Here is a 21,415-nt window from a genome sequence, read left to right as displayed (position 1 = left end):
GCCTAACGGTGTGTTTTTTCTTCTTTTGTCTTCGGTAATCTCCATTTGTTAGCCTGGCCTTGGGCAGAATATCTGCCCAAGGAACAAGCAAGAAAGCTTCATTGTTACTTTTTAGTTGCTGTAAACTTCAATTTCTTGTTTATCTTGACGGAAGTTATACTTTACATCTAAAGCATGTGCAACGATTAGTTCTTGCTCAGCTTTGTGAGCGAATGGATCGCCGCCAGATGGACTAGAGCGATCAGGACGTCCAATGTAGCCTGTTTTCACTTTATCTCCAGCAAGTTCGAACAGAATTGGAGCCATGTAATGCCATGCGCCCATATTACGAGGTTCTTCTTGAACCCAAATGATTTCTTCTAAGTTTTTAAAGCGTTTAATAATAGATTGAACTTTCTCAGCAGGGAATGGGTACAATTGCTCAATACGAACGACATGAACTTCGTCTAAGTTGTACTCATGTTTACCAGACTCGATTTCTGCTGCTAAGTCAATCGCCATTTTACCTGTGCTTAAAACAAGACGTTTTACTTTATTTGGTTTCATGCCAAGGTTTTCTTGTTCTAAAGCAGGTTGGAAACGTCCTTCGCTTAACTGACTAGCAGTTGAAAGCGTAAGTGGGTGACGTAATAAACTCTTCGGCGTCATCAATACTAATGGTCGAACAGCTTCCGTTCCTAAGATAGATGCTTGACGACGCAGGATATGGAAGTATTGAGCTGCACTCGTTAAGTTTGCAACTGTCCAGTTATTCTCAGCAGCTAACTGTAAGAAACGCTCTGGACGTGCACTAGAGTGCTCTGGTCCTTGACCTTCATAACCGTGTGGTAATAGAAGAACTAAGCCAGATTTTTGACCCCATTTTGCTCTTCCTGCTGAAACATATTGATCAAATAATGCTTGCGCAGTATTTGAGAAGTCACCATATTGCGCTTCCCACATAACAAGAGTTTCTGGAGCGAATACGTTATAACCATATTCGTAACCAACAACAGCAGCCTCTGATAACGGACTGTTATGAACAGAGAATGAAGCATTAATGTTTGGTAAGCGATGTAATGGTGAATATGTTTCATTTGTATCAGTATCGTGTAATACGATATGACGGTGTGCGAATGTACCACGCTGTGAATCTTGACCAGTTAAACGAATTGGCGTACCTTCTTGTAAAATAGAAGCGAATGCTAATGATTCAGCAAGTGCCCATTCAATTTTGCCGTTCTCTTCAAGAGCATCTTTACGGCGCTCAAGAATTTTCTTCACTTTCGGATATACGTTAAAGCCTTCTGGCCAAGATAGTAGACCTTCATTAATTGCACGAAGTGAATCAATCTCAACGCCAGTATCAATTGACTGAATACCTTTTGCAACAACATCTGGTACTTTAACGTGAATTGTTGCATCACTCGTATCAGCTGGTGGTACTTGTGCATAGTCAGACTTTAATTGTTCTTGTATAAACTGTGTAATCGTTTCAACCTCATCTGCATTTAGTACACCAGCAGCTTGTAATTGATCTGCATAAATTGCTCTTACAGTTGGATGGTTTTTAATTTTTTTGTACACTTGTGGTTGCGTAACTGCCGGGTCATCCATTTCGTTATGACCGTAGCGGCGGTAACCGATTAAATCGATTAAGAAGTCTTTTTTGAACAACATGCGATATTGAATCGCAAGGTTAGCAGCTGCAAGACAAGCTTCCGGATCATCAGCGTTCACGTGAACAATCGGAATATCGAAACCTTTTGCAAGGTCACTTGAATATTTCGTAGAACGAGAATCATAGCTATCAGTCGTAAAACCAACTGCATTGTTTGCGATAACATGAATCGTTCCGCCTGTTTGGTACGCGTTCAATCTGCTTAAGTTGAGTGTCTCAGATACAATACCTTGACCAGGGAATGCAGCATCACCATGAACTAAAATTACGAATGATTTTGAAGTATCTTGATCTGGAAGACCAGATTTTTTACGATTCTCTTGAGCTGCACGTGCGAAACCTTCTACTACAGGATTCACGAACTCAAGATGACTCGGGTTATTTGCTAATGTAACGCGAGTGCTAACTTCTTCGTTACTAACGACTTGTTCTCTACCTAGGTGGTATTTCACGTCGCCAGTCCAGCCAGAATTAGCCACTGCGCCTTCTATTTTTGCATGTTTGAACTCAGCAAACATGTGGCTATATGGTTTTTCTAATACGTGAGCAAGTACGCTTAGGCGACCGCGGTGAGCCATACCAATCATGACATCCTCTACGCCGTTCTTAGCACCTTCTAGAACAATTTCATCTAAAACAGGTACAAGCATATCAACGCCCTCGATAGAGAAACGTTTTTGCCCAACGAATGTTTTATGCAAGAATTGCTCGAAACCTTCAACAGCTGTTAAACGTTTTAAAAGAGCAGTTCGTTTTTTATTTGATAGTGGTTGACGCAATGAATTTGATTCCACCATTTGATGCAACCACGCGCGTTCTTCACTATCTTGTATATGAGAAAATTCATAAGCTAAAGATTTTGTATAAACGTCTTTTAATCTATGAATTACATCAAGTGCAGTGTGAATACCTTCTGGTGCATCTGGCCATACTGTTTTCGCTGGAATCGCTTTCAAGTCAGCATCGCTCAGTTCGCTCATTGCTTTCTCAAGAAGAGATTGTCCATTTGCAGCATCTTCCATCGGGTTGATGTGAGCCAACGTGTGCCCGAAAGAACGAATCTGCTCAACAAGTTGAACGACTTTAAGAATTTTTTCAATATTACCTGTGTTTTGAGGAGAAAAATGTGTTGCTGTGTTGTCCCCTGTTACGACATCATCTTGAAACGAAGGAGCTCCAAAAATTTCAAAAAGCTCTTGTAATTCCGGATCAACAGAACCTGCTCCAGTTACGTAAAGATCATACTGCTCAATAACATAACCAAGGTTCGGACCGTGGAACTTGGCCCAAGGGTTTGTCGTTGTATTCTTCCTCGTCATTTGTTTAAACCTCCCAATGCATATAATCCTTTTCCATACAAAGGTGCATTTTGCTCTTTTTCAATAAGTAATGAATCAATAATCAATGTAAATGTTTTTCTTTACTCTTATGTTATTACAATAATTTACATAATACCAAACACTATTACTTATCTGTTTTGTAAAAAAACATTCACAATAACTTATCACCCAAGTTAATCTTTCATGTTATAAAGTAATTTTACAGAAAAATGGGGTGGATATATTTGGTATGCCTATACTAATAGCTATAATTGTTGCATTTAAATATAGGTATAATAGTTAGAATGTTTTGATAAAAACAGTTTGAATTATGTATATTGAAATAATAAGCGCTTTCATAGATATTATACAACAATATAACGGAATATAGTATAAAAAATAAAAAATTATGAATTTATCGTAAACTTTATTTAGATAGTGTTAAATATTGAAAGGAAAGTGAAGGATTTCTACAAAAAAAGTTGCTAAACATAAAAAATGCTCCATAAACAGTTAGTTTCTATAAATATGACGAAAAACACCGTAAAACAAATAACGCATTTCGTGAAATAAAGAAATAAATGAAATATTTTAAAAGGATAAAACAAATATGGAGATATTAAATTTTAAAAAAAGAAGTGAGGAGATATAGTAACAGTTATTTACAGTGTTCCGTGTTTCGCTTCAAAATAGACGTGCTGAAATTTAAAAAAGTTTCTTCTATATTATTGAATATACTTATGGCACTTACAATGAGTACCGTCTTTATCTCATTTGTTGTTTTAGCAAAAAGATATTAAGATGGAGGAGAGAAAGGAAGATTAACATATGCAAATGATGTATGCTTTTGGCATTGGGCTTGTATTATTTTTAGCCGTATTCTTATTTATTCGTAAAGACGTTCAAGGCGGGACGTTAACGAAGCGAGGATTTTATAAATTAATCGGCTGTTTAGTTGTTATGCTTATAGCAATTATTGTAATGATCGTATTAATTAATCAGTCACTATAGAATGTAAAAACGGAACCTTACTTTGGTAAGGTTTTTCTTTATTGTTCAACCTAAAAATTACCACCAAATCCATTTTCTGAACATAAATTGTGTTATATAATCCAATGAAATGATAGATAAGGAGTGTAGTATATGAATAAAAAAACTATCTTCTATTTATTAACTTGTATACTACTTGTAGCTAGTACTACTTATATAATATGTAACAAAAGAGAACAAGTGCCACCTATATTAGTATGGGACGAACAAGAATACTATGTTGCGAATGAACCTGCCAAAGTAGAAGAAGTTGGGCAAAAACTTGGCGAAGTAACAAAGAAAATTAAAACAAGTAAAAAACCTACTAAAAATAGAGAATCTAATACATTACAAGAGAAAACAGAAGTATTCATAATGATTGAGGAAGAAAAAAGTGATTACCCGCCTTTAATCATAAAGGAAGCTTATAGTGATGAATATAGGGTAGTGAGGCCGATGTTGAAGCAAGTATTATGATGAAAAGGGGATTCATATGCAGACAGTAACTTTGTATCCGTGGTCGTTAAGAAAAATATTTGTCTTTTTCCTCCTATCGGTGCCGCTTACATTTTGATGAATAGAGGAGCAATACAAAAGAGAGATTACATTTTATATTTATTATTTGCTACTATGAATATATCACTTTGGTTATCGCTTATGATTTTTGATCGGAGTATGTGGATGGTAGCAGGGCATTATATAATTGGAGCAATTGTTATTGTTTTTTCAAATATAAATAAGAGATAATCCAGCAATCTTAAAGTTGCTGGGTTTTATTTTGATATTTATAATTAAGAAACAAATTTTGAATAGAGAGTAGTGGGCGTTATGAGATGAAAAGCAGGAACGTTTGAAAAAATAGAAACGAATGACTCATCTATTGAGAAACTCATACATACATTTAAGGAACAAAACGTAAATGGCGGAACGGTTATAAGCTGTTTTAAGGTACATAACGAAAATTTTTTTAAAGAAATACCATATTGGAAAGATGGACACGAGCACTTCTTTAGAAGAATCTTTAACTCTTTAGATATAATCAATAGCTTAGAAGAGTTAAAAATACATACGTCAGAAAAATATAAGTTGCATTTTAAAGAGCAATGGGCAGTCATGCTTGATGGTAGCATTGCCGCTCAAATTTTGTCGGGCGGAGCATATGAAGGATTTAAGGAGCGACCAGTTATCGCAAAACAATTAGCAGTGAATGTATGTCAATATATGTTCCAAGATCGCTATGAAGATATTAAAGTGTTCGAAAGCTATTGCCCTTGGACAGATTGGTTTTACGATGTTGCATGGGATGCTACTTGAATGGTGTTAGATAGTAGGGAGCGTAAAATGTGGTTCATTTGTGCTACGGATTGATGGGGGGATGGACAAACAATGATATCAGTTGTCATCAAGCAACTATAAGATAGCAACTTGTGAAATTGAATTTAAATAAAGACAAGGAGTGCGACTGTGACATCTTTGGAGAAGCTGTTTGGTTGGAAGTGATTGACTTGTATAAAGAAGAGAAACCATATCACGTAGAAGGTTGATATGGTTTCTCTATTTATGAACCCGGAGAGGCTCGAACTTACGATGTTCTTCATTTTGACACATATATTAAATTACATGGGTATATACGGAGTATCTCGTATCATTATTAATTTTAATTTTTTTGTAAAGCTCCTTTGTTACTCCCCATAAAATAAACTCAAACCATTTTGAACAGAGCGTTGTAATCGTTTAAGTTCAAGTTCTAATACCTCTTTGCCTAAAGGGGTAAGCACGTAACACTTCTTTCTATCTATCGATGCTACCTCATCAATTAGTTCTTCGGTTAATAGCTTTTTAATAATCCCATACAATGTGCCTGGTCCAAGTTTGACTTCTCCATGGGTAAGGTTTTCAACCTCCTGCATAATTCCATAACCATGTATAGGTTTTAGTAATGACAGTAAAATATAGTATTGTGGTTCTGTTAATGGGATGTATTGTTCTACTGCGGTCTTCATTATTACCACCTCCGATATATCGTATATCGATATCTTAAGCCGTTTTTTCAATAAATGCAATCAAGGAAATGGACTTAGATATGTATAGGGAGAAAGTAGAATAGAAGTGTACAATATGTGTAATCAATTTATGAAAAATTGGATTTTTTTTGAAATATGCAGTATTGCATATTTATACTTCGTAATCTTATGGTATCCTGAAATTGTTAGATATGGTATATATTTTATTTTCCTCAATGCCAGTTGAAACGTAGTAAATAATAGTCATATCTAACATCGCTTATTCTGTTTATTTATATAGTATGTATAAGTGATTTTAAAAATAATTGAGTAGACATAATGAAAGGAGATGAAAACATAATGTTAAATTTAAAATTCATGGAAATCGAAAATGAAGAATTAAACTGTGGTTGGTGTATGGCAGGTGGCGCGGTTTTAGGTGGCGGCGCAGCAGTTGGAATTGGTATTCTTTTAACTTAATAAAAGGGGTTTCGTCATATGAAACAGTTATTCTATACAGAAGTTGAATTAGAAGAATTGAACTCAGCAACTAGTTGGGCTCAATCGGTAGCTATGGGCGGCGTTGGAATTTACGTCATTTTAACTTGATAATATAAAAAATATCATTGTTTTAGAAGGTGAAAAGCATGAAAACACTAACTTTTAAAGAAGTACAGTTAGAAGAACTAAACTCAGTACCGTGGAATGTGAAAATTGCGGTAGCGGGTGGCGTCGGTGTAGCATCAGGTGTTGCAGCAGTACTTATTATTACTTGATTTTTGTACAAATAAGCTATTTGTATGAAAAAAAGGAGGTGACAACATGAAAACATTATCTTTTAAAGAGGTTGAATTAGAAGATTTAAACGTATGGGACATGATTGGTTACGGTCTTGGCGCAGGTGCACTAGCAGGTGGAGCAATCCTTGTACTTACATGATTTTAGCTAATAAAATTAGTTTTTTGAAAATGTAATAAGGAGGTGAAAAACATGAAAACATTATCTTTTAAAGAGGTTAAATTAGAAGATTTAAACGTATGGGACATGATTGGTTACGGTCTTGGCGCAGGTGCATTAGCAGGCGGGGCAATCCTTGTACTTACATGATTTTAGCTGTGGAGAATTGTATTTTGAAAATGTAATAAAGAGGTGAAAAAAATGAATACATTATACTTCAAAGAAGTTGAATTAGAAGAAGTAAACTCTTATACAGATGCTGCTGGATTTGCGATTGGATTTGGTATTGGAGTAGGTCTAGTATTAACTTGATCTAAAATAATATTAACGTAAATAATTTAAAAAGGAGGTAAAAAAATGAATACATTATACTTCAAAGAAGTTGAGTTAGAAGAAGTAAACTCTTATACAGATGCTGCTGGATTTGCGATTGGATTTGGTATTGGAGTAGGTCTTGTACTAACTTGATCTAAAATAATGGTGGTAATAAACTAAAAAATTCAAGGAAGGAGGCGAAAAAGATGAAAACATTATTCTTTAAAGAAGTTGCATTAGAAGAATTAAATTCACATGGTACAGATTTCTGGACCGGAGCAGGTATTGGAGCAGCTGTAGTTGGTGCTGGAGCTGCAGTAGCTGGTGCACTAATTGTGACATGATGAATGTTGAGTGTTTAACATCAATTTTGATATTGTAGCTTTCAATTACATGATATTTTTTGTATATTAAGTTATTAAACGAATATGCAACATTGCATATTCGTTTTTCTTCATTTCATGTTATTCTCAAATAGTTATATATGGTATTTAATGGTACCCCGTATTTCTAAGACATAAAAGTTATTAAAACCATCTATAATTTCATTTATTCAGTATTTTTATATCTATATATATAACTATGATTTTTTAGTTGATACCTCTGAAAACTTTATGAAGGGAGATGAAAATAAAATGTTAAATTTAAAATTCTTAGAAATTGAAAATGAAGAATTAAACTGTGGCTGGTGTATGGCAGGTGGCGCGGTTGTAGGTGGCGGCGCAGCAGTTGGGATTGGTTTGATTTTAACTTAATAAGATAGTGAACGATTAATGCTGTAAAGTTAGGCACTACATCATTGATCATACTTACTTGACTATAAATATGATTAAACTTTTTGGAAGATTAAAACAAGGAGGCGGAAAATATGAAAACATTATTCTTTAAAGAAGTTGCATTAGAAGAATTAAATTCACATGGTACAGATTTCTGGACTGGAGTAGGTATTGGTACAGGCGTAGTTGGTGCTGGAGCTGCAGTAGCTGGTGTACTAATTGCTGTGACGTGATGGATATGAATAAAAATCTACTTTTTATTATAATCCCAGTAGTAATAGTGTTTGGTTTAATTGTTCTTGTTAATAGTAGTAATTTATATATGAACATTGCTTTAGCAACTACAATAACGCTAGCTTCTGGCATTTTAGTGGGCAGAGTACTACAATTACGAAAAAATTAAATAGTAACACACTATAACATAAAATCTTCCAAATATTCACTGTGTAATCACTGGTTTAAAGTGCCTGTTTCGTTACTTTAACAAAATTCACATGATTTCACCTGTAAGAATTTTTATATTCAAAACGAGAGGTGAAGAGTATGAAGAAATTGCACTTTAAAGAGGTTGAAGTAGCAGAGTTAAATTCATTCTGGACTGGCGCTGCTGTTGGAGCTTTAATTTCTGGTGGTGGAGTAATTTTACTTACATGATCTCAGCCGTAAAAATAGAATTTTCTTAATGAAAAACGTGAGGTTAAAACATGAACAAACTACACTTTAAAGAAGTTGAATTAGAAGAATTAAATTCAAAAACTGACATCATTTACTGGGCTACAGGAGCAGTTCTTGTTGCGGGTCAAGTAATAATAATAACTTGATTTCTGTAGTTAAATATTGATGATTTATAAAATAATAATTTTCAGAGGTATCAACTAGAAAACCAGGGGGACGAACTAATGATTGGAATTTCGTGCATAATTGAAGAAAACGGTTTATTTAAAAATATCAATGAAGGTAACGCAAAAGAGCTATTTTCTGCTGAAGCCAAAGATATACACTTTGATAAATTTGATTTTGAAAATAACACTTTTATTGATTTTGTTGACTATCTAGACTTTCAAGAATACCAAAAGTATATATTTTTCGTTGGTGGGAGCTTGCAAAGAATATATAAATTAGTTCAATTTTTAGAAACTGAGTTAGAAGAAACAGATTTTTGTATAGTCGATGATAATTTAGAAGTAAAACATGGGGATTTTGAATTAATAGACATGTTACAGCCGTTAAAAGGTATGTTCCAACTAGAGAAAGAAAAGGCTAAGTTGTCTCACATGCAATATTTAAGAAATGGGTTAATGACATTATTTTCAGGCGTATATCCAGCTGTTATTAATAAAAGAACGCTAAAACATCTCTATGTAGAAAATTGTAATGTCATTCAGAATATCGAACCAGATGTGTATTATAACATGGCTGTAAACAGTTCAATTTTTATTGATCAATCTAGTGAAGAAATTGAACTAAATAGCAATGACTTGAAAGACATACCAAACATTATATTATTAAATAATTCTGTTCCGAGTTTTCAAAAAGAAGATTTGACGTCATTAGATGTAGAAGAGTTAGAAGAATTAATAAGCAAGTTTAAAAATTCAGGGGTTATTGATAACAAAGAAAGTAAAAAAGCGATTTTTGATTATGCGACTATGACAAAGACTAGTACAAATAATAGATTGTTTGTCTATTCTGACGGGATTTTCAATGATTACTTGAAAGAATATATAATTTCAAAAAACATTAAGCTAAATTACTTTGATATTGTTTCAAAATATCAAAATAATGAAGAACAAGATAAAGTAGAGGCGATGATTAAGAACATCATTCCGATGATGTATAATTTGGCAGCATCATTTAAAGGTGGGGCAACTACTTTTACTACGCCTTATACAAAGAACAAACTGGACCTAGTAGTAGATTCAATCGTTGAATTCAAATTAATTGGAATTCAAAATAATAGAGGTTGTTTTGTTTATAATATCCGCACTAATAAAGTTTTTGAAACGGATGAAACTTTCCTTGAAATTTTAGAAGCCGATCTTAAAAATAACCAAAGCTACCTAAAAGATCGTTTCAAAGATCAATATGATGCAATTATGAATGAATATAAGGGGTTGGTGGAACATGCATAGTAAGTATATATTTGGCCCCTTTTTACGAAAAGTTAAAAGAGGAAACGTGGAAATTTCGGATGATATTTATTCAGATACCGACTTTGCTGATTTTTATAACCGCTCGATAAATGAAAAATTTGAAATAAATGATTTAGATTTCTATAGAGAGAAAATCAATAATGATGATGTAGTACTAGAAATAGGATCAGGTAATGGTCGGGTATTTAATGTTCTATCTAGAGAAGGTGTCAATATTTACGGGATTGAACCACAATTGGAAATGATTAAATATATCGACACTAGTTACAGGGATAAGATTTTCAATATTGGTATAGAGGACCTGGATACGATTAAAGGTATTAAATTCACAAAAATTATTATACCAGCCACGACTGTTTCTTTATTTTCAGAAGAACAATTTAAAAGTTTTTTAATTAAAACAAAAGATTTATTGGATATTCATGGCTCCATCATTTTTGATTTCCTTAAACCTTCGTGTATAAAAGAAAATTGTGATAAAGTTTTAAATTTTAAAACAGATGATAGTGTGTTTTTTGTAAGTAATGCCATTATAGAAAATAAATATGTTTTAAATATATTTATGGAAGGCAATGGTGTTAAAAAAGTGGGATATTCAGTGAAAAATCTACACACTATTGAATATTTTGAGAAAGTCTCTGAAGAGTTACATTATAAATTAAATATATTATATAGCGGAGAAAATATATATTTCTTGGAGTTGGAAAATTGTGAAGAATAATACCTATGTTGTTCCAATGGGGGATATTACGCAATCCCCTTTTTATAATATGATAATCGAAGAAGCTAAAGATAGTTTTTTACTAGATACAAATGGAAAAAAATATTTAGATCTTAGAAGCGGTTTATGGAATGTTTCATTGGGATACAAGGAAGAGTTATACCAAAGAATTTCATCTCAATTTAATGAGTATTTACAAAAATCATTAACTTTTTTAGATATCCATGCATACAATCATCCTTTGTATAATGATTATAGTAATGCCTTGCTACAGTTTATTAATGAAAAAGATTCTGCGTATACTAAAGTTTTTTTTACAAATAGCGGTTCGGAAGGAACAGAGTTAGCAACAAAGGTTGTAAGACATTTAAACAACAAAGATAAAAAAATTATTACGTATGATAAAAGTTATCATGGTACCTTTTTTGCAGGGGTATCAGCTAGTGGATTAGATGAGAAAATTACGGAAGATTATCAACCAAAACTAGATGGATTCTTAAGTGTAAAAACTCCTCAAAATCGTGATGATGAAGATCATGTGTTGAATTTTATAGAGGAAAATCATCAAAATATATCTGCTTTTTTATTTGAACCTATTATTGGTTCAGGCGGAGTGTATATTTTTAATAAAGAATTTATTAAAAAACTACACAGCACATTAAAAAAATTCAACATACTACTAATTTTTGATGAGGTGGCAACAGGTTTTTATAGAACGGGCAATCGCTTTTTCTTTAAAGAATTAGGGGTGACGCCAGATATTTTAATTTTGAGTAAATCGATTAACAATGGAATTCTCCCATTTGGAGCAGTCGTAATTTCAAAAGAAATTGAAGACGCTCTCAAAGGTAAGCATATCGAGCATTTCTCTACTCAAAACGGAAATCTGCTAGGGGTACTATCAGCAAAGATTACATTAGAATACATTTTAGAAAATGAGACAAGTATTATTAGCAATGTTCGAGAAATCGAAAATATAGTAACAAATACGCTTAAGATGAAAAATATTGGTTACACGGGTGTCGGGGGGATGTATTCGATCCCTGTGAATGATCCAATTAAAACTATGGAAATAGTTAACGGATTAAAAGAACTCGGTATTTTAGTCTATCATTACATGGATAATGATGAAGGTAATGGCATTACACTATTTCCTACCCTTTTAATAGATACGAAGGCATTTTCAAAAGCTATGAAAATAATTGCAAAGAGGGTATTAGTTTGAAAGAAGTAAATAACTTAAATGTTTGCAATGTAAATCTTGAATACCACATAGACGACTATGTTTATATATATAACCCAAAGAATGAGAGAATGATACAAGCAGATCAGAATACACTAGAGTATCTTAGGAGCTATAATACTGAAACTAGCGAAAAAGTAGAAGGTTTAGAAAGATTTTTGCATGGCAAAAAAAAATACAATCTATTAAATTTTAAATTGCTAAAATTAAGTATAAGTACAAAGGGATTTGAAAGGTTATATAAAATCGAAAATATTAAGATTTTTAAGTACTTGTTCGTATGTTTACTTTTATTTTTTGCAATTACATTTCCTGTTGTAGTGAAAAAGGGTTATACGATCTTCAATAGTGGTGCAATGAACTTTAATGTATACCATTTGATATACATATATGTAGCACAGTTATTTATCGTTTCGTTCCATGAATTTTCGCATTATTATACTTACAGGAAATATATTAGATCTGATAAAATGCGTTTTGGAATAATAATTCGATATTTCTTTTTATTATTATTCTTTACAAATGTTAACTATATGAGGACGCTCGATAAGAGGAAAAAAATAGCAATCATGTTATCAGGTGTTATGGGACAAATGATCTTAGGAAGTCTATTGGCAATCATGTATCTTTTGTCAAGTTCTGACGTGATATTATACATATATATTACTAATTGTATAATTATATTTACTAATATGATGCCATTTTTAAAGTTAGATGGTTATTGGATTATAAATCAAATGATAGGTTCAGAAGATTATATGAATAGTTTCAAACAATTTATATTCAAACGACAAAAGATAAAATCTTCTGAGTTACTACTCGGACTAGTAAATTGTATTCTCATAGCCACAGTTATTTTAAGTGGTGTTTATTGGGTATTCGATGTTGTAAGGAGAGGAATAATTTGAGTGGTAATATACTGATACTAGGCGCAGATGGATATATTGGTAAAGACTTACAAACGGTAATAGATGATGCAAAAAATATATACTGTATCGATAAAACGTATAAAGAAAAAGTAATGAAAGATACCAATAAAGTCTATTTCAATTTAGATATTAGCCAAGAAGAAGATACTAGATTTTTATCTGATTACTTAGAAGAGAACAATGTAACAATAGATGGTGTTATCAACCTAATCGGGGTTAATACTTTATCTAATTTTTATAATGTGACAAATGAAGCGTGGGATAAAACATTTGATATAAACATTAAGAGTTTTGTATTTTTACTCAAGTCCATCTATAGCTCACTTTCACACCGCGTTTCAATTGTAAGTGTAGCTTCACAAAATGGTATAGTGGCACATGAGGATAGAATTGCTTATGGTACTTCAAAAGCAGCGCTAATTCACTTAACAAAAAATTTAAGCATTGATTTTTTGAAAGATCAACAGAGAGATATTAAGGTGAATTGTGTGTCGCCGTCCTATATTATCAACGATAATAACGAAAGTTATTTGAAGTCCTTTGAAGGAAATAAGTTATTGAAAAAAATTCCATATAGAAAATTTGTTGAAATTTCAGATGTAACAAATGTCATTTTATTTTTAATGTCTGATAAAAGCGATGCCATTAGAGGGCAAAATATTGTGGTTGACTATGGATATACAATTGTATAAATAAATCATCTTGGGAATTAAGGGTGTGGATAATGAGTTTACTAATTAAAGATTTAACAAAGAAATTTGACGAGCATGTTGCAGTGAATAATTTGAATATCGAGATACCAAAAGGTGAAATATTTGGATTCTTGGGCGGGAATGGAGCAGGTAAAACGACTACATTTCGAATGATACTTGGACTTTTATCGAAATCAAGTGGGACCATTTCATGGAATGGTAAACCTATAAATTATGGTGTTACAGATAAAATTGGGTATTTACCAGAAGAACGTGGTCTTTATGCGAAAATGACTGTCAAAGAACAAGTTAACTTTTTTGCAAAACTAAAGAACATGAAAAGTAAAGATGCAGAAAAAGAACTTCACTATTGGCTGGAGCGTTTTAATATTACTGAGCATCTGAACAAAAAGGTAGGAGAACTTTCTAAAGGCAATCAGCAAAAAATCCAGCTGATAACAGCGATTATACATAAGCCTGAACTCTTAATTTTAGATGAACCATTTAGTGGTTTAGACCCAGTAAATGTTGAAATGTTAAAAGACGCTGTTCTTGATATGCAAAAACAAGGGTCGTCAATTCTTTTTAGTTCACATCGTATGGAACATGTGGAAGAGTTATGCCAACACATTTGTATTATGCACAAAGGTGTACCTGTTGTTCAGGGTGACATTGCCAAAATTAAAAGTGATTTTGGTAAAAAGAACGTTGTAATCGTTGGCGATCATGACTTTGACCATTTGAAAGAAATAAAAGGTGTAGAAAGTATGAAGAAACGTAAAAATGCAGTTACTCTTAAAATTTCATATGAAGAAGTGTCACATGTTTTATTTAAAGAGATAACAAAATTAGGGTATGTTAAAAAGTTTGCAGTAGAAGAGCCTACATTAAATGATATCTTTATTGCGAAAGTAGGTGCACAAAATGAGTAGTTTCTGGACAATTTTTTTACAAAACTATAAATCTAAAGTGAAATCAAAATCATATTTTGCTATTACAATAATAGTTTCTATGTTAATTATAGGATTGATGAATTTTGACAAGATTTATAACTTGTTTGCAGGTAACGAGGACGATCAAGTTGTTGTTGTTACAGAAAAAGAAGAATTATATTCAACCATTCATCAAGTGTTTAAAAATGTCGATAGTAAGATACAAGTTAAACGTAGCACGGATAAACAAAAAGCAGAATCAGGTGTTAAAAATGGTGATTATACATATGCAATCGTTGTAGAGGAATTGAATAATAAACAATTAAAGGCTACGTATATAACTGAGACGGATGTAAATCAGCAAGATGTTAGCAAGGTTCAAACGATTTTATCTCAAATACAATCTTCTAACTTCGCCCAGCAATTGAATCTATCGCAAGATGAATTAAAGGTGTTAACAACGCCAGTAGAAATTCATACCAAAACGGTTTCAGATAAGGTTAAAGATGGAGAACATACTGAGGGTGTAGGGATTTTAATTAATGTCTTTATCATGCTAAATTATCTAATGATATTAATGTATGCTGCACAATTAGCAACAGATGTTGCAACAGAGAAATCTTCTCGTGTTATGGAGTTAGTTGTTTCAAGTATTTCGCCTACCAAACATTTATATGCGAAGCTATTCTCAACATTATTGGCTGGTATTACGCAAATCATAATTTGGGGCTTGGTCGCAACTGTTGGATATAAAACAGCAATTAATGATTCGAAAAATGATATTTTAAATAGTATTGATTTAAATTCTGTTGCTCCAACTCTAGTGTTTTATGGGATTCTATTCTTCACATTAGGATTCTTATTATATGGCTCATTATCTTGTCTATTTGGCTCTATCATTACGCGTATAGAGGAATCTTCTCAAGCTGTTATGCCGCTGATGTTTATGTTACTTGCTGCTTTGTATATAGCAATTTATGGAATGTCAAACCCAAGCAGCATGGTTGTTACCATTACTAGTTATGTACCTTTCTTCACTCCTATTGTTATGCTTGTACGAATTGGATTCCTCAATATCCCAGTATGGGAGATTGCGCTTGCATTAGCAATTCTAATTGCAACAATATGTATGATGATTGGTTTAACGAGTCGTGTTTACCGCGGTGGCGTATTAATATATGGTAAAGGTGCATTTAGTAATATCAAAAAGGCAATCAAATTAGGGCAAAAATAGGATTCGTCTATTCATTTCTAAACTTAAATTTACAAAGATCTGCATAGTTAAACTGTGTAGATCTTTTTTGTTGAGAAATTTATATAAATAAATATAAAAATTGCTGTATTAGGCTATTTTTCAAAGAGAATTTTAAAAAGCTCCCAAAAGAGAGTAAAGAATCGAGTTCTAGCGAACAACGTAGAGCGATAATTAATATAATTTATGTCTTTCTCCAAAATGGAGAAAAGAAGTAGGGAAAAATTTAGTTTTAATAATAATCATTTATTTGCTACATAAAGAAAACCCCTTGACTATCAAGGGGTTTTTCATATGACCCCGGAGAGGCTCGAACTCACGACCTCCACCCTGTCAAGGTGGCGCTCTCCCTGCTGAGCTACGGGATCCCAACTATAAATGTTACCATCAGCAATGTATTTTCATTTCATTCGTGTAATCGGAGAATTTGTACAATTTGTTGAGTATTGTAACATTTGATGTATTCCTATAATAGCAACAAACTTTAATGGTGTAAAGGTGTAATTTTCTGAATATTCATATTCTAATTTTTGTATAAAAAAATAAGCCCCGAAGAGCTTATTTTAATAATAATATCAACGCAATTATCAATGATATTTTCAAAAATACAATCATAAATAATGGAGCTTGTTCATAAGCTATCGTCCTGTAACTGTCATTCCTGCTGTGTAAATTGTATCAATAGAACCGTCAGCGCCTTTTATTTCGACTTTATAACGATATGTTCCATCCTCATAAATGTCATCGCCATATCCTGTGAAAGTTGCAATTTCATCATTGCTTCCAGCTGGGACCCATTGATTTTGCCAACGGAAGTTGGTTTCAAATTCTCCCCATCTATCGCCATATTTCTTTTCAAGGCTGACATTGTAATGAATTTCTTCAGCTCGGTCATTTGTAATTCTTGCAATTACGCTGTTACCAAAAGTAACTTGTGTAGAGTGTACCTGAACTGTAACACCGTTCACCGTTTCACCAGGACCACAAATGTAATGACAACCATCCCATTCGTCAGCATGTGCTTTTGGTGTTTCAATGTTCATAACCGTTAAACCGCCTAAAGCTAATGCGCCAGTTAATAATACTTTACCAAATGTTTTCACTTGAAATTCCCCCTAAGTATATTCTCAATTCGTTCGATAGATATCACATTAATCTAATGGAACGTTTTTTCCTTAAGTGTATTCGCTATGAATCTTTCATCTTGTAGTAATCTAATCACTACATAAAATTTCATAGTTTTGATTCCATATATGTATCATGATTTACATAGAACAAATCTGTTAATACGCTTTGGTTATTTACTTATTTCACTACTTCTTATTACCTTTTATTGGTAAAACATTGGTTTTATTATATAACATTATTATCTATTTACAAGAGAAAATAATACTGTATGCAAAAATGCATAATAAAAAACACTGCTTGTATTCTAGATTACAGATTAAATGGAGTGTGGGGTTTCAATTAATATTTGAGTGGAACTTAATGCTAATTTTTTATGCTTAACAGTATGCATATATCATCGTTTATTAAAGTCATAATTGATAAACCTTGTTCAGGGGACGCTCTTCCTGCTGAGCTACAGAATCTTCAAAAGGGAAAGTATAAGCGATTATGCTAGTAATGTATGAAGGAATAATGATGAGAAGCGAATTTAGTAGAAAGTAGTCTTTGGATGTAGTGGTTATATTATTTACGATACCAATCCAAAGGACCTTCAGCACTCAAATCAACAAGAAAAGGGAGTAAGAAATGTAAAGGTAAGCTTATAAGTTCTGGCATAGCGTTCACCGTTTTCTTTGATAGATATGGTCTCATAAAACAATACGTACAATCCTTTTCAAATGTCACGAGTATTGCCCATACATCTTTTATTGTCCACTTCGTTTTACAATACGTACAACGCGTCATGAGGTTCCTCCTCATTTTAAGTTTTCTTCTAGTATACTCCATTCCATTGTAAGAAAGTCATTTGTATTTGGTGTGGTAAAATGTAAGTTGTTTTATTTTTATGTGAATCTATTCAGTCATTTATGAACAATTACATATCATTTGATATTTTTGCAGAATGATAGATTTTCAGTTTCAATATACCAATTGGCCAATATATCCTTTTTACAATTTACTGAAAATCATGTATAACAGAGATACATGATTATTTTATCTCGCTATTTGCGGGCAGTAAGATCCCTTACCTCGAAATTCAGCAAAAGTAAAGAAGTTAGGTTCGGGTCGGAATGCCCGTAAAAGTCCGATTCGTGAGGGTTGATGAAAGTTTCACTTTATAAATATTCAGAAGTAGAGGGAGAAAAGTTGTAATGGTAAGAAAAACGTTCAAGATGCGCGTGTCTAAAAATAGAACGATTTCGATTAATGGATCGATTCTTGATGTGGATGTTACACATGATGAATTTTTACAAGAGTTTGTTGAGTGGGTTGATTCTAAAGGTTGGTCGTTTATGGGAATAACAGATGAGATTACGCCCGAGGAAGCTAGTCAAAAGTTAATAGATTCGTTGATTGATGAGAAGGATAAGAAAGAGTAATTCCTTCTTATTTTTATTGTATATTTATGTTCTTTATCGTAAAAGTATGATATAGTAAAAAATAGTGAAAATTCTTCCAATATAATACAAATTACATATGATTGGTAGATTTATTATTTTGTTAAGGAGTAAATGGAAAAGGGAGAGTCATATGGTAAATTTTAAGAAAATTTTGGTTTTTATTACAGTTATTTGTTCGTTTTTTTTGACGCCCATAACATTGCGTGCTGAGACGAATATTGGAGTAAATCCAGAACAAGTTGCACCACCACCTGCGGAAGGACCGAATGTTTTTAGTCAGTTTGCAACGACAATTGATGCAAAAACAGGAGATGTTTTGTATGACAAAAACGCATATCACCGCGCATTTCCTGCTAGTACGACGAAGGTGTTAACAGCGATTTTACTCATGGAGCATACAAAGCCAGAGGATCAATTTACATTTTCACAATTAGCATTAGATCAAGAGAAGAGTAATTATCAAATTGAGTTTCAACCTGGAGAGACAATTAATAGAAATACTGCGCTTATGATTTTAATGGTGCTGAGTGCGAATGATGTGTCGTATGCGATTGCGGAGCGGATTGGCGGGAGTGTTGAGAATTTCGCTAATATGATGAATGAGAAAGCGAAGCAATTAGGGGCGAAAGATAGCCACTTTGTAACACCGAATGGATTGCATGATCCGAACCATTATACGACGCCGTATGATATGGCTATGATTACGAAGGGTGTGCAAAAGTATCCTGAAATTTTACAAGCGATGAATACGAAAAGAACGACAGTTACGACGTCTAGGCAGACGGTGTCTATTTTTAATAAATCTAATTTTTTTGAAAATCCATATAGCATTGGCGGTAAGACAGGGTTTACGAATGAAGCACGTAATACACTTGTTTTATTAAATGAGAAAGATGGAAATCGTATTATAAGCGTAGTAATGGCTTCTCAAAGACCTGAAATTTATGAAGATTTGAAGCAGATGGCGGAATATTCTTTCGGTCAATTTACGAAGCAAATGGTGCTTGATAAACATAATTGGCATCAAAAAACAACATATTTAAATAAAGATGTTAATTCTGAGTTGGAACAAAGTGCGGAGCTTATGCTTAAGAAAGATGAAGGGAAAAATGTGAAAACTATTTTCCGGGCGGCTTCATTAGATAAAGAATCTTTATATCATAAAGGAATACATCGTGGTGAGGTAGTTGGTGCAGTTGATATTACGAAAAATAATCAAACAATTGCGACGGTAAATGTTCTTTCAACAGAAGATGTCACTTTTACGATGCCTAAAAAAGATACAACTATGCCTGAAGTAAAAGACTCAAATGTGAAAGTAATAAGTGTTGGGATAGGTGCGATTATATTATTTGGAGCAATTTTATATGTAGTGTTGCGCCGAAATACAAAAGGAATGAAATCAGAAGGTAAATAAATTACTAATAAAAAGACTGTGTAAAATTTTGGCACAGTCTTTTTTCTATATTTTAAATAACTAATAATTGTAAATTTTCTTATTGCAATAACTTAAAGTTCGTTATATCATTTACTTGTGTTCTTGTTAAAGAACAAAGTGGATATTGCATACTTCAAATAATATAAAACAACGGAGAGGGAGAGAGACGATGAAATTAATATGGAAGATAATTAGCAACGCGATCTCATTTGTTTTATTTGCATTGATGGTTTTTTTAGCTTTTGTAGTTATTTCTTCAAAAGCAAGCGGTGGTGATCCGACAGTGATGGGATATCAATTTAAGAGCGTTCTTTCAGGATCAATGGAGCCGACGTTTTTAACAGGATCAATCATTGCAATAGAACCAAACAAAGATGGTTCTAAATATCAAAAAGGTGATGTTATTACCTTTAAAGAGAAAGATCAAAAAATTATCACTCACCGTATTATCGGTGTGAAAGATACAAATGGAAAAGTAATGTATGAAACAAAAGGGGATAACAACAACGGACCAGATTTAGAGCCAGTACTTGCAGAAAATGTAGTTGGAAAGTATGCAGATATTACAGTTCCGTATGTTGGTTATTTACTGAATTATGCGAATTCAAAAGCGGGAGCAGCATTGCTTCTTATTATTCCAGGAGTCTTTTTACTTGGGTATTCCGCGATTTCTATTTTTGGTGCTATTCGTAGCATTGACGGAGAAAAGAAAGATAAAAAAGTAGAACAATCCGTCTAGTTCGTTTGGTTATACTTTCCGTTTAGGAAGTTAACAAATATATATTAAGGGGATATGGACATGACTTTAAAGAAAAAATTAGGAATGGGTATTACATCAGCAGTATTAGGAGCAGCTTTAGTTGGTGGAGGAACATTTGCATTTTTCAGTGATAAAGAAGTGTCAAATAATACATTTGCGGCTGGAACACTGGATTTAGCATTAAATCCATCAACAGTTGTTAACGTATCGAATTTAAAACCTGGGGATACAATTGAAAAAGAATTTAAACTAGAAAATAAAGGCTCTTTAAATATTAAAAAGGTTCTACTGAAAACAGATTATAATGTAGAAGATGTAAAGAAAGACAATAAAGATGATTTTGGTAAACATATTAAAGTAACATTCTTAAAAAATGTAGATAAGCATGAGACAATTGTGAAACAAACTACTTTAGATAAATTAAAAGGTGACACACTTACAGCTGTAGATAATGATTTATCGGCTTGGTTCTGGGATGAAAAAGGTATTTCAGCAGGTAAATCTGATAAATTCAAAGTGAAATTTGAGTTCGTTGATAATGGAAAAGATCAAAATCAATTCCAAGGCGATAAGTTACAATTAAATTGGACGTTTGATGCACAACAAACAGCAGGTGAAGAAAGATAATAAGAAAAAGGGCTATCACATGGATAGCCCTTTTTCTAT

At 32.8% G+C, this 21,415-nt stretch carries 21 protein-coding genes, 1 tRNA gene and 2 pseudogenes; 19 read left to right on the top strand and 5 right to left on the bottom strand.

The features are described from left to right. Positions 1-111 precede the first annotated feature (111 nt). Positions 112-2,979: a 2-oxoglutarate dehydrogenase E1 component gene (gene odhA, locus ACK1U5_RS12235; protein WP_044795471.1), complete on the bottom strand. Its 2,868-nt coding sequence runs from the start codon at positions 2,977-2,979 to the stop codon at positions 112-114. 725 nt (positions 2,980-3,704) lie between these two features. Here odhA and ACK1U5_RS12230 point away from each other — a divergent pair. The 5 genes and pseudogenes from ACK1U5_RS12230 to ACK1U5_RS12210 form a co-directional block, all read left to right on the top strand. Beyond that, a pseudogene (locus tag ACK1U5_RS12230) lies at positions 3,705-3,779 on the top strand (permease); the annotation flags it as partial. 28 nt (positions 3,780-3,807) lie between these two features. Next, a complete protein-coding gene (locus tag ACK1U5_RS12225) occupies positions 3,808-3,990 on the top strand; it encodes a DUF3976 domain-containing protein (protein ID WP_001178294.1) in 183 nt (60 codons plus the stop codon). A 132-nt stretch (positions 3,991-4,122) separates the two neighbouring features. Next, the gene (locus ACK1U5_RS12220) at positions 4,123-4,485 is read left to right on the top strand and encodes a hypothetical protein (RefSeq protein WP_001036574.1); all 363 of its coding nucleotides are present in this window, start codon (positions 4,123-4,125) and stop codon (positions 4,483-4,485) included. A 16-nt stretch (positions 4,486-4,501) separates the two neighbouring features. Beyond that, a pseudogene (locus tag ACK1U5_RS12215) lies at positions 4,502-4,755 on the top strand (hypothetical protein). A 111-nt stretch (positions 4,756-4,866) separates the two neighbouring features. Then, positions 4,867-5,322 (top strand): hypothetical protein, encoded by a 456-nt coding sequence (locus ACK1U5_RS12210; RefSeq protein ID WP_223277262.1) that lies wholly within the window; start codon positions 4,867-4,869, stop codon positions 5,320-5,322. Positions 5,323-5,690: 368 nt separating this feature from the next. Here the strand turns inward: ACK1U5_RS12210 and ACK1U5_RS12205 are convergent, their stop codons facing one another. Then, positions 5,691-6,011, bottom strand: coding sequence for a PadR family transcriptional regulator (locus tag ACK1U5_RS12205; protein ID WP_030024068.1), 321 nt, complete (start codon positions 6,009-6,011; stop codon positions 5,691-5,693). Positions 6,012-6,658: 647 nt separating this feature from the next. Here ACK1U5_RS12205 and ACK1U5_RS12200 point away from each other — a divergent pair. From ACK1U5_RS12200 to ACK1U5_RS12155, 10 genes are all read left to right on the top strand, one after another. Continuing rightward, complete coding sequence (locus ACK1U5_RS12200; protein WP_255309924.1) at positions 6,659-6,787, top strand: hypothetical protein; 129 nt, start codon at positions 6,659-6,661, stop codon at positions 6,785-6,787. Between the two features lie 702 nt (positions 6,788-7,489). Then, positions 7,490-7,627, top strand: coding sequence for a hypothetical protein (locus tag ACK1U5_RS12195; RefSeq protein ID WP_175423935.1), 138 nt, complete (start codon positions 7,490-7,492; stop codon positions 7,625-7,627). A gap of 524 nt (positions 7,628-8,151) precedes the next feature. After that, complete coding sequence (locus ACK1U5_RS12190) at positions 8,152-8,292, top strand: hypothetical protein (RefSeq protein ID WP_166669619.1); 141 nt, start codon at positions 8,152-8,154, stop codon at positions 8,290-8,292. A gap of 666 nt (positions 8,293-8,958) precedes the next feature. After that, positions 8,959-10,191, top strand: coding sequence for a hypothetical protein (locus tag ACK1U5_RS12185; protein ID WP_069605295.1), 1,233 nt, complete (start codon positions 8,959-8,961; stop codon positions 10,189-10,191). Next, on the top strand, positions 10,184-10,933 hold the full coding sequence (locus tag ACK1U5_RS12180; RefSeq protein WP_048655959.1) for a hypothetical protein: 750 nt from the start codon (positions 10,184-10,186) through the stop codon (positions 10,931-10,933). Before ACK1U5_RS12185 ends, ACK1U5_RS12180 begins: the two co-directional genes overlap by 8 nt. Further along, on the top strand, positions 10,923-12,158 hold the full coding sequence (locus tag ACK1U5_RS12175) for an aminotransferase class III-fold pyridoxal phosphate-dependent enzyme (protein ID WP_063224549.1): 1,236 nt from the start codon (positions 10,923-10,925) through the stop codon (positions 12,156-12,158). The genes ACK1U5_RS12180 and ACK1U5_RS12175 overlap by 11 nt, the downstream gene beginning before the upstream one ends. Further along, entirely contained in the window at positions 12,155-13,084 is a 930-nt protein-coding gene (locus ACK1U5_RS12170) for a M50 family metallopeptidase (protein WP_069605294.1), read from the top strand. Before ACK1U5_RS12175 ends, ACK1U5_RS12170 begins: the two co-directional genes overlap by 4 nt. Beyond that, entirely contained in the window at positions 13,081-13,797 is a 717-nt protein-coding gene (locus tag ACK1U5_RS12165) for an SDR family oxidoreductase (RefSeq protein WP_030024085.1), read from the top strand. The genes ACK1U5_RS12170 and ACK1U5_RS12165 overlap by 4 nt, the downstream gene beginning before the upstream one ends. Positions 13,798-13,829: 32 nt before the next feature. Then, positions 13,830-14,729, top strand: a complete 900-nt coding sequence (locus tag ACK1U5_RS12160; RefSeq protein ID WP_000054722.1) for an ABC transporter ATP-binding protein — start codon at positions 13,830-13,832, stop codon at positions 14,727-14,729. Continuing rightward, positions 14,722-15,963 carry an ABC transporter permease gene (locus ACK1U5_RS12155; protein WP_069605293.1) on the top strand — a complete coding sequence of 414 codons (1,242 nt, stop codon included), beginning with the start codon at positions 14,722-14,724 and terminating at the stop codon, positions 15,961-15,963. The genes ACK1U5_RS12160 and ACK1U5_RS12155 overlap by 8 nt, the downstream gene beginning before the upstream one ends. 313 nt (positions 15,964-16,276) lie before the next feature. Here the strand turns inward: ACK1U5_RS12155 and ACK1U5_RS12150 are convergent. The 3 genes from ACK1U5_RS12150 to ACK1U5_RS12140 all read right to left on the bottom strand — a co-directional run bounded on the left by ACK1U5_RS12150 (position 16,277) and on the right by ACK1U5_RS12140 (position 17,895). Then, positions 16,277-16,349, bottom strand: a tRNA-Val gene (locus tag ACK1U5_RS12150). Between the two features lie 270 nt (positions 16,350-16,619). Continuing rightward, positions 16,620-17,084 (bottom strand): hypothetical protein, encoded by a 465-nt coding sequence (locus tag ACK1U5_RS12145; protein WP_000846655.1) that lies wholly within the window; start codon positions 17,082-17,084, stop codon positions 16,620-16,622. Positions 17,085-17,673: 589 nt separating this feature from the next. Further along, positions 17,674-17,895, bottom strand: coding sequence for a hypothetical protein (locus ACK1U5_RS12140; protein ID WP_000196290.1), 222 nt, complete (start codon positions 17,893-17,895; stop codon positions 17,674-17,676). A 407-nt stretch (positions 17,896-18,302) separates the two neighbouring features. Between ACK1U5_RS12140 and ACK1U5_RS12135 the strand changes: the two genes are divergently transcribed. From ACK1U5_RS12135 to ACK1U5_RS12120, 4 genes are all read left to right on the top strand, one after another. Next, complete coding sequence (locus ACK1U5_RS12135) at positions 18,303-18,530, top strand: hypothetical protein (protein ID WP_000251856.1); 228 nt, start codon at positions 18,303-18,305, stop codon at positions 18,528-18,530. Positions 18,531-18,681: 151 nt separating this feature from the next. Then, positions 18,682-19,968, top strand: coding sequence for a D-alanyl-D-alanine carboxypeptidase family protein (locus ACK1U5_RS12130; protein WP_000247029.1), 1,287 nt, complete (start codon positions 18,682-18,684; stop codon positions 19,966-19,968). Between the two features lie 190 nt (positions 19,969-20,158). Continuing rightward, a complete protein-coding gene (sipW, locus tag ACK1U5_RS12125) occupies positions 20,159-20,728 on the top strand; it encodes a signal peptidase I SipW (RefSeq protein ID WP_000767792.1) in 570 nt (189 codons plus the stop codon). A 60-nt stretch (positions 20,729-20,788) separates the two neighbouring features. Further along, positions 20,789-21,376 carry a CalY family protein gene (locus ACK1U5_RS12120; RefSeq protein ID WP_000172854.1) on the top strand — a complete coding sequence of 196 codons (588 nt, stop codon included), beginning with the start codon at positions 20,789-20,791 and terminating at the stop codon, positions 21,374-21,376. Positions 21,377-21,415: the final 39 nt, after the last annotated feature.

The organism is Bacillus sp. XB1 (assembly GCF_053557995.1).
The sequence above is the reverse complement of the archived record's forward strand: the minus strand, read 5'-3'. Positions and strand labels throughout refer to the sequence as shown.